At 54.8% G+C, this 12,788-nt stretch carries 13 protein-coding genes; 6 read left to right on the forward strand and 7 right to left on the reverse strand.

Annotated elements, in window-relative coordinates:
* The first annotated feature begins 333 nt into the window (after positions 1 to 333).
* Positions 334 to 765, forward strand: a complete 432-nt coding sequence (locus AAC019_RS07425) for a cytochrome c5 family protein (RefSeq protein ID WP_339898012.1) — start codon at positions 334 to 336, stop codon at positions 763 to 765.
* Between the two features lie 124 nt (positions 766 to 889).
* On the opposite strand, the gene rep is transcribed toward AAC019_RS07425, so the two are convergent.
* The gene (rep, locus tag AAC019_RS07430; RefSeq protein ID WP_339898013.1) at positions 890 to 2,899 is read right to left on the reverse strand and encodes a DNA helicase Rep; all 2,010 of its coding nucleotides are present in this window, start codon (positions 2,897 to 2,899) and stop codon (positions 890 to 892) included.
* 279 nt (positions 2,900 to 3,178) lie between these two features.
* On the opposite strand from rep, the gene AAC019_RS07435 reads away from it, so the two are divergent.
* Entirely contained in the window at positions 3,179 to 4,924 is a 1,746-nt protein-coding gene (locus tag AAC019_RS07435) for an EAL domain-containing protein (protein WP_339898014.1), read from the forward strand.
* On the opposite strand, the gene AAC019_RS07440 is transcribed toward AAC019_RS07435, so the two are convergent.
* Both AAC019_RS07440 and AAC019_RS07445 read right to left on the reverse strand, forming a co-directional pair.
* Positions 4,921 to 6,429 carry a YifB family Mg chelatase-like AAA ATPase gene (locus tag AAC019_RS07440; protein WP_339898015.1) on the reverse strand — a complete coding sequence of 503 codons (1,509 nt, stop codon included), beginning with the start codon at positions 6,427 to 6,429 and terminating at the stop codon, positions 4,921 to 4,923. The two genes, AAC019_RS07435 and AAC019_RS07440, sit on opposite strands and share 4 nt — an antisense overlap.
* Before the next feature lie 78 nt (positions 6,430 to 6,507).
* On the reverse strand, positions 6,508 to 6,753 hold the full coding sequence (locus AAC019_RS07445) for an accessory factor UbiK family protein (RefSeq protein WP_339898016.1): 246 nt from the start codon (positions 6,751 to 6,753) through the stop codon (positions 6,508 to 6,510).
* Between the two features lie 455 nt (positions 6,754 to 7,208).
* Here AAC019_RS07445 and AAC019_RS07450 point away from each other — a divergent pair, with 455 nt between their 5' ends.
* The 3 genes from AAC019_RS07450 to AAC019_RS07460 all read left to right on the forward strand — a co-directional run bounded on the left by AAC019_RS07450 (position 7,209) and on the right by AAC019_RS07460 (position 9,422).
* Positions 7,209 to 7,547: a P-II family nitrogen regulator gene (locus AAC019_RS07450; protein WP_339616972.1), complete on the forward strand. Its 339-nt coding sequence runs from the start codon at positions 7,209 to 7,211 to the stop codon at positions 7,545 to 7,547.
* A 51-nt stretch (positions 7,548 to 7,598) separates the two neighbouring features.
* Positions 7,599 to 8,867 (forward strand): ammonium transporter, encoded by a 1,269-nt coding sequence (locus AAC019_RS07455; RefSeq protein ID WP_339898017.1) that lies wholly within the window; start codon positions 7,599 to 7,601, stop codon positions 8,865 to 8,867.
* Positions 8,868 to 9,083: 216 nt separating this feature from the next.
* The gene (locus AAC019_RS07460) at positions 9,084 to 9,422 is read left to right on the forward strand and encodes a P-II family nitrogen regulator (protein WP_339616974.1); all 339 of its coding nucleotides are present in this window, start codon (positions 9,084 to 9,086) and stop codon (positions 9,420 to 9,422) included.
* An 87-nt stretch (positions 9,423 to 9,509) separates the two neighbouring features.
* On the opposite strand, the gene AAC019_RS07465 is transcribed toward AAC019_RS07460, so the two are convergent.
* Positions 9,510 to 9,845: a hypothetical protein gene (locus tag AAC019_RS07465; protein WP_339898018.1), complete on the reverse strand. Its 336-nt coding sequence runs from the start codon at positions 9,843 to 9,845 to the stop codon at positions 9,510 to 9,512.
* Between the two features lie 413 nt (positions 9,846 to 10,258).
* Between AAC019_RS07465 and AAC019_RS07470 the strand changes: the two genes are divergently transcribed.
* Positions 10,259 to 10,537 carry a hypothetical protein gene (locus tag AAC019_RS07470; protein WP_339898019.1) on the forward strand — a complete coding sequence of 93 codons (279 nt, stop codon included), beginning with the start codon at positions 10,259 to 10,261 and terminating at the stop codon, positions 10,535 to 10,537.
* Positions 10,538 to 10,625: 88 nt separating this feature from the next.
* Here the strand turns inward: AAC019_RS07470 and AAC019_RS07475 are convergent, their stop codons facing one another.
* The 3 genes from AAC019_RS07475 to AAC019_RS07485 form a co-directional block, all read right to left on the reverse strand.
* On the reverse strand, positions 10,626 to 11,228 hold the full coding sequence (locus AAC019_RS07475) for an exopolysaccharide biosynthesis protein (protein WP_339898020.1): 603 nt from the start codon (positions 11,226 to 11,228) through the stop codon (positions 10,626 to 10,628).
* Positions 11,225 to 11,428: a CsbD family protein gene (locus tag AAC019_RS07480; protein ID WP_339898021.1), complete on the reverse strand. Its 204-nt coding sequence runs from the start codon at positions 11,426 to 11,428 to the stop codon at positions 11,225 to 11,227. The genes AAC019_RS07475 and AAC019_RS07480 overlap by 4 nt, the downstream gene beginning before the upstream one ends.
* 249 nt (positions 11,429 to 11,677) lie before the next feature.
* Positions 11,678 to 12,772 carry a GNAT family N-acetyltransferase/peptidase C39 family protein gene (locus tag AAC019_RS07485; RefSeq protein WP_339898022.1) on the reverse strand — a complete coding sequence of 365 codons (1,095 nt, stop codon included), beginning with the start codon at positions 12,770 to 12,772 and terminating at the stop codon, positions 11,678 to 11,680.
* Positions 12,773 to 12,788: the final 16 nt, after the last annotated feature.

Consider the following 12,788-nt stretch of genomic DNA (forward strand, 5'->3'; position numbering starts at 1 on the left):
CGGATGCGTAATACTGATTGTTTTAGCAGGTTTAGTGCCTGCGTCTAAATAGTAGCGCTAAACGCGCTACCCGCTACTCCCCTCGCTGTCGCTCGGGCCCGGTCTTTTAGCTTAGCTGAAAGCCGTTCGGCTGCGCACAAAGCAGTGCTTTGTAAAACGCTTGCCTCACCCAGCTGAGCTACGGATGCGTAGAAGGAGCGCATTCTACAACCCTCATCGGCAATCGTCTACGGCTGTGGGCTGGGTTGTTCACCTCGGGGGCGGTTTCTGGCTATAATGGCGCGCCAGAGACCAGAGCAGCATTCAGCGCTGCCGTTAATAGAGGAAGCATCCGTGAGCCAAGCGAAAAAAATGATCGGCCTGATGGTCGTACTGGGAATGGGGCTGTTTGCCTCTGGATTGGCTGTGAGCCAGTCGAATGATGTAAAAAATGAAATTGCCGAGCGGCTTGCGCCGGTAGGCGAGAGCTGTATGTCGGGCGAAGACTGCGCCGCTGCGCCGGTTGCCGCCGCCAGTGAAGGGCCTCGCACGGGCCAGCAGGTTTACGATACCGCGTGTCATACCTGTCACGCGGCGGGTGTTGCCGGTGCGCCCAAGCTGGGCGATAGTGCCGCCTGGGCTGACCGTATTGCCAAGGGCATGGATACCCTGCACGAGCACGCGCTGAAAGGCTTTAACGGTATGCCGGCCATGGGCTTGTGTGCAACTTGCTCGGAAGACGAAGTGATGGCTGCCGTGGATTACATGGTAGAAAACAGCCAGTAATTGTTACCAGCGCCATAAAGCGGGGGCGGTTGACGGATGAGGGTAAACGAACACACTTTCGTACCCCGTACCCCGTACCCCGTACCCCGTACCCCGTACCCCGTACCCCGTACCCCGCACCCCGTCAATCAAACATATTCAGCAAGCTAGAGATGGTCTGTTCGCCAGTGGCTTTCACTTGCTCGGCGGTGGCCGGAGTAAAGCCTTCAAACACAATATCTTCCTGAGGCAGCTCGTCGATAAAGCGGCTCGGGGTCGTCTCGTTAATATCTCCGTACTGCTTGCGCTTACCGGCCAGTGTCAGGGTCATGGTGCGCTGGGCGCGGGTGATACCCACATAGGCCAGGCGGCGCTCTTCTTCGATATTGTCGGTCTCGATGCTATTGCGGTGGGGCAATAGGTCTTCCTCCATGCCGACTAAGTAGACATGCGGGAACTCCAGCCCTTTGGAGGCGTGCAAGGTCATTAGCTGCACCTGATCGAGGGTTTCTTCCTCCTCCTGGCGCTCCAGCATATCGCGCAGTACCAACTTGCTGATGGCGTCGTCGATGGTGAGAGGTTCGCCGTCGTCGTCTCGCTCGAGCATTTTGCGAATTGAGTCGGTTAGGTAGCGGACGTTGTCCATACGCTTTTCAGCGGCCTTAGCGCTGGATGAGTTTTGGTGCAGCCAAGCCTCGTAGTTGATGTCTTCCAGCATTTGTTCGATTCCGGCCACCGGTTCCGGGCCGTTGCAGCGCTCCACCACACGGCTTACCCAGTCGCTAAAGCGGCGCAGGCGCTCGAGGTTTTGTTTGGGCACGTGGCGCTGCAGGGCGATGTCGTCGGCCGCCGCAAACAGGCTTAAGTGGCGCTCGCTGGCAAAGCGGCCCAGCGCTTCGAGCGTGCTGGTGCCGATTTGGCGACGGGGGGTGTTAATAATGCGCAAAAACGCATTGTCGTCGTCCGGGTTTACCAGTAGGCGCAAATACGACATCACGTCTTTAATTTCGGTTTTACCAAAAAACGACGAGCCGCCACTGATTTTGTAGGGCACTTGGTGCTGCTGCAGTTTCATCTCCAACAAGCGACCCTGATGGTTGCCGCGGTACAAAATCGCGTAATCGCTGAACTTGCCGCCGCGGCGCAGTTTATTGGCTAAAATCTCGGTGGCGACGCGCTCGGCCTCGGCGTCTTCACTGGCGCACTTAACTACGCGGATTTCATCCCCCAGACCCATTTCACTCCACAGGGCTTTGTCGTACTCGTGGGGGTTGTGGGCAATCAGGTGGTTGGCGACCCGCAAAATACGGCTGGTCGAGCGGTAATTTTGCTCGAGCTTAATCAGGTGCAGACTGGGAAAGTCTTCTTTTAACAGCACCAGATTCTCGGGTCGGGCACCGCGCCAGGCGTAAATTGATTGGTCGTCGTCGCCTACCACAGTGAGTGCATTGCGGCCGCCCACCAGTTGCTTTACCAGCAAGTACTGGCTGGAGTTAGTGTCTTGGTATTCATCCACCAGCAGGTACTGAATTTTGCGCTGCCAGCGCGATAGCACCTCGGGGTTAGTGTTAAACAGGTGGACCGGCACCAGAATCAAATCGTCAAAATCCACCGCGTTGTAGGCGCGCAGCGCTTGATTGTAGCGCTCGTAAATTCGCACCATGGTCAGCTCGGCGGGGCTCTGGGCAAGCTCTTCGGCCGTCTCGGGGCTAGTGAGGTCGTTCTTCCAGTTAGAGATTTGGTTTTGCACCATATTCAGATGGTCGTTATCCATCTCGCCGTCTTTCATCATCAGCTCTTTTAGCAGGGCGCGGGCGTCCTCGGCGTCAAAGATTGAGAAACCGGGTTTGAAGCCTAAGGTTTTTGCCTCGCGGCGGATGATGTTAAGCCCCAGATTGTGAAAGGTAGACACTGTTAAACCCCGCGCCGCACTGCCTTTTACCAGACCGCCAACACGCTCTTTCATCTCGCGGGCGGCTTTGTTGGTAAAGGTGAGGGCGGCGATGTGTCGCGCGGGTATGTCGCACTTTTCAATTAAGTAGGCGATTTTGCGCGTAATAACCGAGGTTTTACCACTGCCGGCGCCGGCAAGTACCAGACAGGGGCCATCGACGTATAAAACAGCTTCGCGCTGGCGGGGGTTGAGTCGGGTCACGGGGCCTCATTGCTAGCAGGTGGGGGGAGGATATCTGAACGCGACATTGTAGCAATGGCAGGCATGAGTTTAAACGCAATATTCTTTCTGTTGAATGGCGAGTGAATACTAAATCTGTTTGTTCGCTTTTTAAGCAATTTATGTTGATTTAGGCGCTAAATAAGTCATACTAGAGCCTCCATGCACAGTCATATATAGTTAATAATAAAGCCTTCGGTCGCCAATAGTACCGATAATGGCCATTTTAAGACGGAATTTACAGTTGAGCAGGGAACCACAATGACAAGCTACACACGAGTGTTGTTGCTCGGTGACGACGAGCCGCTCGTTCAACGTTTACAAGGATGGCTGGATGCCGCCGCCCCGGAGTGCTACCAGCTGGATGCCCGGCACACTGATGAGGATGGGTTAGCCGCCCTACTCAGTGGCGAGTTCGCGGTAGGGCTGCTGCTGTTTGCCGATCAGACACATGCCGCCCATGCGGTATTAATGGCGGTTAAAAATCAGTTTTGTCCGGTGCCTGTTGTGGCGTTATCTTACACCATGGACTTGGCGCTTGATCGCGAGGCCATCCCCTGCGGTGCGGCCGATTATCTGGCCTTAGATAATGTGAGTGATGTGTTGCTGGAGCGCTCGCTGCGCTACGCCATCGAGCGCAAACGCACCGAGCAAAACCTGGCCCGGCTCGCCCACCACGACCCTCTTACCGACATACCCAACCGCGTGTTGTTTCGCGACCGGCTGGAAAACGCCATTCGCGTTGCGGCGCGCGATCGCACCCGCTTTGCGTTGATGTTTATCGATCTGGACGATTTTAAGGTAGTAAACGACCGCTACGGCCACGACATTGGCGATAGCCTGATTCGCCAGTGCGCCGAGCGATTACAACAACTGTTGCGGCGCAGTGACTCTATGGCTCGCATGGGGGGCGACGAATTTACGCTATTGCTGCTCAATGTAGAAAGCTCGTCAAATATCGCCCATCTGGCGGTTAAAATCATCGAACAGATAAGCACACCCTACGAGATAAATGGCTACCAGCTGGCGGTCGGTTGCAGTGTGGGCGTCGCCTCATACCCCGAGGCTGGCCGCAGTGCCGACGCCCTGTTAAAGAGCGCTGATCTGGCGATGTATCAGGCCAAGCAGCTCGAGGGCAGCAACTTTCGCTTTTTTACCGAAGAAATGAACCGCGATGTGCGCTATCGCATGAGCCTTGAAGAGGATTTGCGCCGCGCGGTGGAAAACCGCGAGCTTTATTTAGAGTATCAACCGCGTTTTGCCGTCAGCAGTGGCAAGGTGGTGGCGTTAGAGGCACTTCTGCGCTGGAACCATCCACAAAAAGGTATTTTAAGCGCCCCCAACTTTATCTCCATCGCCGAGGATACCGGGCTGATTTTTGCCATCGGTTATTGGGCGGTGCGCCAGGCGTGCGATCACTTGCAGCAACTCAAGCGCGACTGCGGCATAGAGTTAAAAATGGCGGTGCGCCTCTCGGCCCGGCAGTTTCGCGATGATGCCATGGTGCAGACCATGGCGAACATTTTTGCCGAAACCGGCGTCAACCCTAAATGCATCGAGTTTGAGCTAACCGAAACAGCGCTGATGGAAAATATCGAGATGGTCAGCTTGTGCATGCGGCCGTTATCGTATTTTGGCGTGACTTTTACCCTGGACGACTTTGGCACCGGCAGCTCGTCATTTTTGCACTTGCAGCGCCTGCCGATTGCCGCGCTTAAAATTGACTCGCAATTTATGGCCGACTTACTGCGCCGGCGCAGCGAGCGACGGCTGGTGGCCGCCATGATCAATCTGGCCCACAACCTGGGCAAAGTCGTGATTGTCGAAGGGGTGGAGTCTGCCAGGCAGCTGCAATGGCTGGTGGATGAGGGATGTGATCAATTGCAGGGGCATTATCTCGGTGCGCCGGCCGCTTATGACAAGTTGGTAGACAGCATCCGCTCGCTGCATCTAGTGGGTGGCAAACCCTCCCGCGCGCTTAACCCAGACGCTAAACCCAAGGGCTAGGGCGCGCGATCCAGCGTCCTAAAGGCCAGTGCCTCGGCCAGCTGTGGCCGGCCGATACTTTCCTGCTGCGCCATATCAGCCAGAGTACGCGCCACTTTTAATACCCGGTAGTAGGATCGGGTCGATAACCCCAGGCGTATAACGGCGGCCTCGAGAAACTGCTGGTCATCGGTGCTAAGTGGGCAAAAGTGCTCGATATCCCTGGAATTCATCTGGGCATTGGACTTCTGTTGCCGCTGCTGTTGCAGCGCGACAGTGCGGCTAACCCGCGCCTGCACGGTAGCGCTAGACTCGCCCGGTGGCGCCTGATTGAGCTCGCTGGGCGGGATATTGTGCACCGGTACATGCAGGTCTATGCGGTCGAGCATCGGCCCCGAGATTTTATTGCGATAGCGCTGGATCTGCTCACTGGTGCAGCGGCAGCGGGTGTCGCCGCCAGCACTGCTGCCGCCGTGATAACCGCAGGGGCATGGGTTCATAGCGGCGATTAACTGAAACCTTGCCGGGTAGCAGGTTTGCGCCCGGGCTCGCGATATACGAATCTCACCGCTCTCCAGTGGCTCGCGCAGCACCTCTAATACCTGGCGCTGAAACTCCGGCAGCTCGTCTAAAAACAACACACCGCCGTGGGCCAGCGAGATCTCCCCCGGGCGAGGTTGCGTGCCTCCGCCGACCAAAGCGGCGGCCGAGGCGGTGTGATGCGGGGCGCGAAAAGGCCGCTCGAGCCAAAACGGCGTGTGCTCGACGCCGCATACCGAATACACGGCTGCCACCTCTAGCGCATCATGCTCGTCGATGGCCGGCAAAATACCCGGTAAGCGACTGGCGAGCATGGTTTTACCCGTGCCGGGTGGGCCAAACATCAAGAGGTTGTGGCCCCCGCTGGCGGCCACCTCGAGGGCCCGCTTGGCTTGTTGCTGACCTTTAACATCGGCCAGCTCCGCTTGCGCGCGGCGCGCGGGCGGGGCGGTAAATTCGGCGCCGGGCAGCTCACTGCGCTGGTGTAGGTGGGCGCACACCCGCAGTAGGTTGTCGGCGCTGTATATGCGTGTATCCCGGGCCAGCGCCGCTTCGGGGGCGTTGGCCGCCGCTACAATCAGTCCGTGCCCGGCGCGTCCGGCCGCCAGTGCCGCCGGCAATGTGCCGGTTACCGGGCGCACCTCGCCCGATAGTGCCAGCTCGCCAATTAACTCGAGCCCGGCCAGTAACTCGCCGGGTACCTGGCCGGAGGCGGCGAGAATACCAATGGCAATGGCTAAATCGTAGCGGCCGCCCTCTTTGGGTAGGTCGGCTGGCGCTAAATTAACGGTAATGCGGCGGGCGGGAAACTCTAAGTGCGAGTTTAAGATCGCGCTGCGTACCCGATCTTTGCTCTCTTTAACGGCGGTTTCAGGCATGCCGACAATCGCCAGCGAGGGCAGCCCGTTGGATAGGTGTACCTCTACCGTAACTGGCGGTGCCTCGACGCCGAGCTGAGCGCGGGTATGAACAATGGCGAGTGACATAGGCAATCCTTGCGTTGATAAGCACCCACATCCAGAGGGTGGCCGAGCGCGCAATGCGCCCAAGTGGTTAGGTAAAACTTAGCGTGCGCTATCGCTGGGGTCAATGTTGCCCTCGAGTTGGGACACCTGTGCCTCTAGTGCCTCCAGGCGGGCGCGGGTGCGGGCCAGTACCGCGGCCTGGGCATCAAAGTCGGCGCGGCTGACTAAATCCATACGGCGTACGACAGATTCGAGCGCGGCCTGCAGCTGCGCCTTGGGCAGCGCGTCGGCACCGGGCAAAGCATTTTGCAGTTCGCTAAAAAGTCGCTGAGTAAACTCTTGCATGTAAAACGCCTGTTGCGGGGGTTAAGCCCCATATTGTACACCCTGAAAAAAACCGGCAGGTTGAATTAAGCGCCTTGTGTTGTGGTGAGCCTTCCGGACGCCGCGTTTGGCGCGCCTTTGTGGTGCAAATTACCCCTGATATTAGGCAAAAAACAAAATAGTGCACAAATGGTGCGCTGCATTTTGGGGGTGGCACGATTTTGGTGCGCAAGCGTGTTTGGGATACGCGATTTAGCGTATATTTTTTCTTCGGCTTTACCTTAACGTCATGATAATAAAGGAAATTTGTTAGTTGGCCTACTCTGTGCAAAGTTGTGATCGAGTACACAGCAAAGGGCGCGGAGTCTCTTTATTGGGTCTACATACTTATCGGGTGGTTAAGGTAATCACCAGATAAGCGTCTTTCCAGTGTTTACCCGCACCTTCGGGTGCGGGATTTTTTAGGAGCACAATAAATGAAATTGGTAACAGCGATTATCAAGCCGTTTAAGCTCGATGTGGTGCGCGAAGCGCTATCCGACATCGGTGTACACGGTATGACAGTCACCGAAGTAAAAGGCTTTGGTCGTCAAAAAGGTCACTCAGAGCTGTATCGCGGCGCCGAGTATGTGGTGGATTTCTTACCTAAAACCAAGGTAGAGATCGCGGTAAAAGAGTCGGACTTAGACTCTGTTGTCGAGGCCATAACCAAGGCTGCTAACAGCGGCAAGATTGGCGATGGCAAGATCTTTGTCTCTCCTCTCGAACAAGTTATTCGGATTCGCACCAGCGAAACCGGCGATCAAGCGATTTAAGACGACTTCTAAGCAGTTAAGAAGATTTTTACAACAAACGGGGATTAAGCAATGGAAAATCAAATTTTTCAGTTGCAGTACGCCATCGATACCTTTTACTTCCTGGTATGTGGTGCACTGGTAATGTGGATGGCCGCCGGCTTCTCCATGCTGGAGGCGGGCTTGGTTCGCGCCAAAAACACCACAGAGATTCTGACCAAAAACGTCGCTCTGTTCGCGATTTCATGCATCATGTACTTAGTGTGCGGTTACGCCATTATGTACGATGGCAGCTTCTTCTTGTCGGGCATTCAGGGTGGTGAAACCCTGGTGGCTGATGCGCTGGCAGCGTCTGCTGAAGAGGGTTTTGAAGGTGGTTCGGTTTACTCCGGTGCCTCGGACTTCTTCTTCCAGGTGGTGTTTGTGGCTACCGCGATGTCTATCGTCTCGGGTGCCGTTGCCGAGCGTATGAAGTTGTGGGCTTTCCTGGCCTTTGCCGTGGTTATGACTGGCTTTATCTACCCAATGGAAGGTAGCTGGACCTGGAACGGTGCCGACGTATTTGGCATGTTCAACCTGGGCGAGCTGGGCTTCTCTGACTTTGCCGGTTCGGGCATTGTTCACATGGCTGGTGCTGCCGCTGCTTTAGCGGGCGTTATTTTACTGGGTGCACGTAAGGGCAAGTACGGTAAAAACGGTGAAATCCACGCCATTACCGGTGCTAACCTGCCGCTGGCTACCTTAGGTACCTTCATCCTGTGGATGGGCTGGTTCGGTTTCAACGGTGGCTCGGTACTAAAACTGGGCGATATTGCCAACGCTAACTCGGTTGCCATGGTGTTCCTGAACACTAACGCTGCCGCCGCTGGTGGTCTGGTTGCCGCGCTGATCGTTGCCCGCATCCTGTTCGGCAAAGCCGACTTAACCATGGCCCTTAACGGCGCTCTGGCGGGTCTGGTTGCTATTACCGCTGAGCCTTCTACCCCGAGTGCACTGGGTGCCACTATCATCGGTGCGGTGGGCGGTATCATCGTAGTCTTCTCAATCATTACGCTGGATAAAATCAAAATCGACGATCCGGTCGGTGCGATCTCTGTCCACGGTGTGGTTGGCTTGTTTGGCCTGCTGGTTGTGCCTTTAACCAACGACGGCTCTACCTTTGTGGGTCAGATCGTGGGTGCTTTGACCATCTTCATCTGGGTGTTCGTTACCAGCCTGATCGTCTGGAGTATCATTAAAGTGATCATCGGTCTGCGCGTTAGCGAAGAAGAAGAGTACGAAGGTGTCGACCTGGCTGAGTGTGGTATGGAAGCCTACCCTGAGTTCACCTCTTCTAAGTAAGAGTATCAGGTGCTAGCTGCCCGGGTTTACCCCGGGCAGTGGCCTAAAAAGTCCTCTCAGAAGTAGATTGTCAGTAAGTTTGGATTGGATGGATGATTTTCCCGCGACTTGCGTGTATCTTTACCCATAGAATTTGGAGGCCCTTTTTTAGGGCACAACCTCAAACCGCTACAGCAAGCTACCTGGCTGAGACCAAGACGAAGAAGGAAATCCATAATGAAACTGATTACTGCTGTCGTTAAACCGTTCAAACTCGACGATGTCCGCACTGGGTTGTCCGAGGTCGGTGTACAGGGTATGACCGTAACCGAAGTGAAAGGCTTCGGTCGGCAGAAAGGCCACACCGAGTTGTACCGTGGTGCTGAATACGTGGTTGATTTTTTGCCTAAAGTTAAAATCGAGCTGGCGGTGGATGATACGTTGGTCGATCAAGCGGTAGAGGCAATCACCAAAGCGGCGCAAACCGGTAAAATTGGTGACGGTAAGATCTTTATCACACCGCTTGAAGAAATTATTCGTATTCGTACCGGTGAGACCGGCAGCGAAGCGATTTAATTTTATAGTGACTTCGCAGCTCCTTTGGGGGTGCGGATAAAAAAACAGCGGCCATTGGCCGCTGTTTTTTTATGGGCGGAAAAAGGCCTACTCTGACTCGTCTGGTGTCTGCTGTTGCAGTGCCCGACGAACCAGCCGTAGATAACGCCGTTGCTGCATTATAAAAAAGAGCGGTAAAACGATCACCAGCATAATAATGGCGGCGGTATCTTGCGATAACTTAAGCGCGGGGGCCAACAGCGCCATAAAGCCAGCCGATCCGGCAAACATCAAAAAAAACTGCACCAGATTGCCCTGCCAGCGCTCGAGCCGGGTGTCCGGGCCAAAGGCGATGGCTTTGGCCCGGTTGAGGCGCTGCTCTTGCTCGGGCACAGAGAGCCCGGCAAGTTCGGGGAAGTATTTGAGTTCGCGTGCAGTTGCCATGACAGATCTCTTAGGCCTAATAATCAGTAGCCGTGCAGTGTAACGGGTTAGTGTGCTGGCTGCCAAATAAATACCGCCCGAGCTTATTGTCGGGGCGGGGTGATCGGCAAAAGTCAGTTGCAGTACTGGATTATGCCCGCATAAGACCGGGATACTGATCACGCTTTGGACGGGATAACAGTAAATAACAAAAACGAAAGCTCGCTCTTGCGTTAATAAAAAACTGAACTAAAAAAAGCAAAAAAACCCTTTAACCAAGAGCGTTTCTTGCGCTATAAAGGCAACAACCCACACATATAAACGTCAGCTCTGTGGCGGTTTCCTGGAGCTCTTAAAAAGGCGAGGGTTTAAAAGTTGTGGGTGAATTTTTTGTTTTGGCATGGATAAGACATACGGTTTGAGAGGTGTTATTTATGGCGAGTCAATACGAGCTAAACGAAAGTCGTGACTTAGACGACGATAGTGATATCGACGTTGATGATAGCGACGAGGTCAGTGCGAGCGATGACGGCAAGGCTCAGCCGCAAGAAGATTTTAATATTGCGTCACGTGAGCGGGTAAGGTCAGAGCTACAAGCACAGATCGAGGCGTTTTTGGCCAATGGAGGAAAAATTAACGAGGTGCCTAATCGCGTCGCTAGCTCAGACCGGCCCAGCAAACCGGCGAGTGAATTTTCCGGCCGCTTAATGTAAAGAAAAATGCCCACCTCTTGTGGGCATTTTTATACTTGGCTAACGGCTAACGGCTAACGGCTAACGGCTAACGGCTAACGGCTAACGGCTAAATAAACCGTATCACCAGCCAGCCGCCAGCTATCGCGCTTAATATTAAGCCCAGTATAATAAGCAAGCCGTCGCGTGCGACCAGCCCCAGTGCTAGCAGCACCATTATCCCCGATGGGATTGCTGCGGCAAACGGAATTGGTCCCAAAGGAATCAGCGATAACGCCAGTACAATAGCAATAACCGCTATCACTCGGTTGCCTGTGTCGCCGGTCATAAAACCGTAACGTGGCTTTATTGCGCGATCAATACGCCGGGTGACCGGGCGGGATTTATCCAGAAGTTTTGTAAAGCGTTGGCGCGACACGTTGGCGCGCGCCAAGCGTTGGGGTATCCAAGGGCGGCTGGCACCGGCCAGCAACTGCCCGGCAATCAACACAATTAAAATAGCCGCAACAATAGGGACGCCGGGGATACCCCCGGTGGGTAGCAACGTAATCAGAGCCGGCAGTAGCAGCAGCGGGCCAAAGCCACGGCCTTTAACGCCGCTAAGAATATCGCCGACACTCAGCGTTTCGCCACTGCCGGATTCCTCGATTAAATCAATGGTACCTGTGAGGTTATCTTGCCCGACAGCGGCTTGCTCACTGTGGTTGCTCATTGCTCGTACTTGGTCGACCATTCGTTGACTTCGCGCTCGGCCTCTTGCTGAGTAATACCGTAGCGTTCTTTTACCGCACCGATAAGCTTGTCGCGCTTACCCACAATACGGTCAATATCGTCGTCGGTGAGTTTACCCCACTGCTCTTGTGCGGCGCCTTTCATTTTTTGCCAGTTACCTTCTAGCTGAAAAGTATTCATAACCGTCTCCTAATATTTTTGCTAAAAAAGCCTGTGGCAATACAGACTATACGATGGACTTTGCAAACATCGAACCAAAATAATAAGACGCCAGAAACATTGAGATTTATCAATAGCTTGCGCAGAGCTGAGCGAAAACCAACGAGTTTGAGAGCGCCGCGGGCTCATCCACGCATGACCCCCTGAGAGAATTTTACAATCCGGGTGGGTGGTGTGGTTAATTTTACAAGGCTTAACGGCGTTGTAACCTTAGCGCCGCTCGCGCAATAAAACCGCGGCGCGATAGCCTTTTTTACCGTAACCTAACACCCGGTTAAGCTGATCGAGCGCCAGCGGCAAGTTGGCATTATCGAGGGCGCTGCGATGATCCTGTGAGTCTACATCCGGATCGTGTAAATACGCAAATTGGTTGTCCATGGCCGATAACCACACCCAGTGGGGCGCTTTGTTACGGTTTAATTGCCAGGTGCTGATTAACAGTAAAATGCTGTAGCCGGCGTCTATTTGCTCACGCAGTGCGCCGGAGTTAATAGCGCACACGTCACTCGGAATGTGGGCTTGTTGCAGCTTTGCCACGTGATCGTTATGAATCAGCTCGACCAATTGTTTTTTATGCTCACCACGTACACTGTCGATAAACGCCGCTTGGCTGCTCGATTGTAATAGGCGCACCTCAAAACCGCGCGTATGCAACGCGAGTGCTAAGCCGTGTGGCGAGCAGCCACCGTGACCGCGGGTCATATAAACCGTGGTCGCTTCACGCCATAGGTTAATTTCATCGATACGGCTGTATTGGCTGTCGGGGCGCAGCGCTTGCATGGCCATAATGGCCGCCGCCGGGCCACAGGTAAACTCGGTGGTTTGCGGATAAAAGTTGACGCTGGCGCTGGCGCGAGTATTGCGCTCCAGACGCTTTTCAAGTTGCAGCGCATCTGCGCCGTTTTCGTAGTAGCCGGCCAACTGCTTGATGGGGTGAAACCCCAGCGAGCGGTACAGGCCGATGGCGGCTTGATTGGTATCGGCCACCTCCAGACGCAAAAATAACGCATCGCGATCCCGGGCACAGGTTTCGGCCGCCGCCATTAAGGCGCGTGCGAGGCCGCCCCCGCGGGCGTCAGGGGCAACTGCCAGCGAATAAATGCGGGCCAACGAGGTTCCGCGGCGAAACAAAATCAATGCGTAGGCCCGTACGGGCTCGTCAATCACCAGCAGTTGATTTTGCTCGGTATCGAGAAAATGTCTAAAGCTACGCCGGCTGATGCGATCGCCGCTAAAGCTTGAGTTCTCAAGCGCAACAAGCGCGTCCAGATCGGACAGTTGGGCCGGGCGAACAGTCGGGTTCATAGATGTCTCAATTGCC

It is taken from the genome of uncultured Gilvimarinus sp. (assembly GCF_963975215.1).
In the GTDB taxonomy this organism is placed as follows: Bacteria; Pseudomonadota; Gammaproteobacteria; order Pseudomonadales; family Cellvibrionaceae; genus Gilvimarinus.

Bases quoted from the DNA above. Each gene is read 5' to 3' on its own strand.
- AAC019_RS07435 (WP_339898014.1), top strand. From the start codon at position 3,179: ATGACAAGCTACACACGAGTGTTGTTGCTCGGTGACGACGAGCCGCTC.
- AAC019_RS07440 (WP_339898015.1), bottom strand. From the start codon at position 6,429: ATGTCACTCGCCATTGTTCATACCCGCGCTCAGCTCGGCGTCGAGGCA.
- AAC019_RS07445 (WP_339898016.1), bottom strand. From the start codon at position 6,753: ATGCAAGAGTTTACTCAGCGACTTTTTAGCGAACTGCAAAATGCTTTG.
- AAC019_RS07450 (WP_339616972.1), top strand. From the start codon at position 7,209: ATGAAATTGGTAACAGCGATTATCAAGCCGTTTAAGCTCGATGTGGTG.
- AAC019_RS07455 (WP_339898017.1), top strand. From the start codon at position 7,599: ATGGAAAATCAAATTTTTCAGTTGCAGTACGCCATCGATACCTTTTAC.
- AAC019_RS07460 (WP_339616974.1), top strand. From the start codon at position 9,084: ATGAAACTGATTACTGCTGTCGTTAAACCGTTCAAACTCGACGATGTC.
- AAC019_RS07465 (WP_339898018.1), bottom strand. From the start codon at position 9,845: ATGGCAACTGCACGCGAACTCAAATACTTCCCCGAACTTGCCGGGCTC.
- AAC019_RS07470 (WP_339898019.1), top strand. From the start codon at position 10,259: ATGGCGAGTCAATACGAGCTAAACGAAAGTCGTGACTTAGACGACGAT.
- AAC019_RS07475 (WP_339898020.1), bottom strand. From the start codon at position 11,228: ATGAGCAACCACAGTGAGCAAGCCGCTGTCGGGCAAGATAACCTCACA.
- AAC019_RS07480 (WP_339898021.1), bottom strand. From the start codon at position 11,428: ATGAATACTTTTCAGCTAGAAGGTAACTGGCAAAAAATGAAAGGCGCC.
- AAC019_RS07485 (WP_339898022.1), bottom strand. From the start codon at position 12,772: ATGAACCCGACTGTTCGCCCGGCCCAACTGTCCGATCTGGACGCGCTT.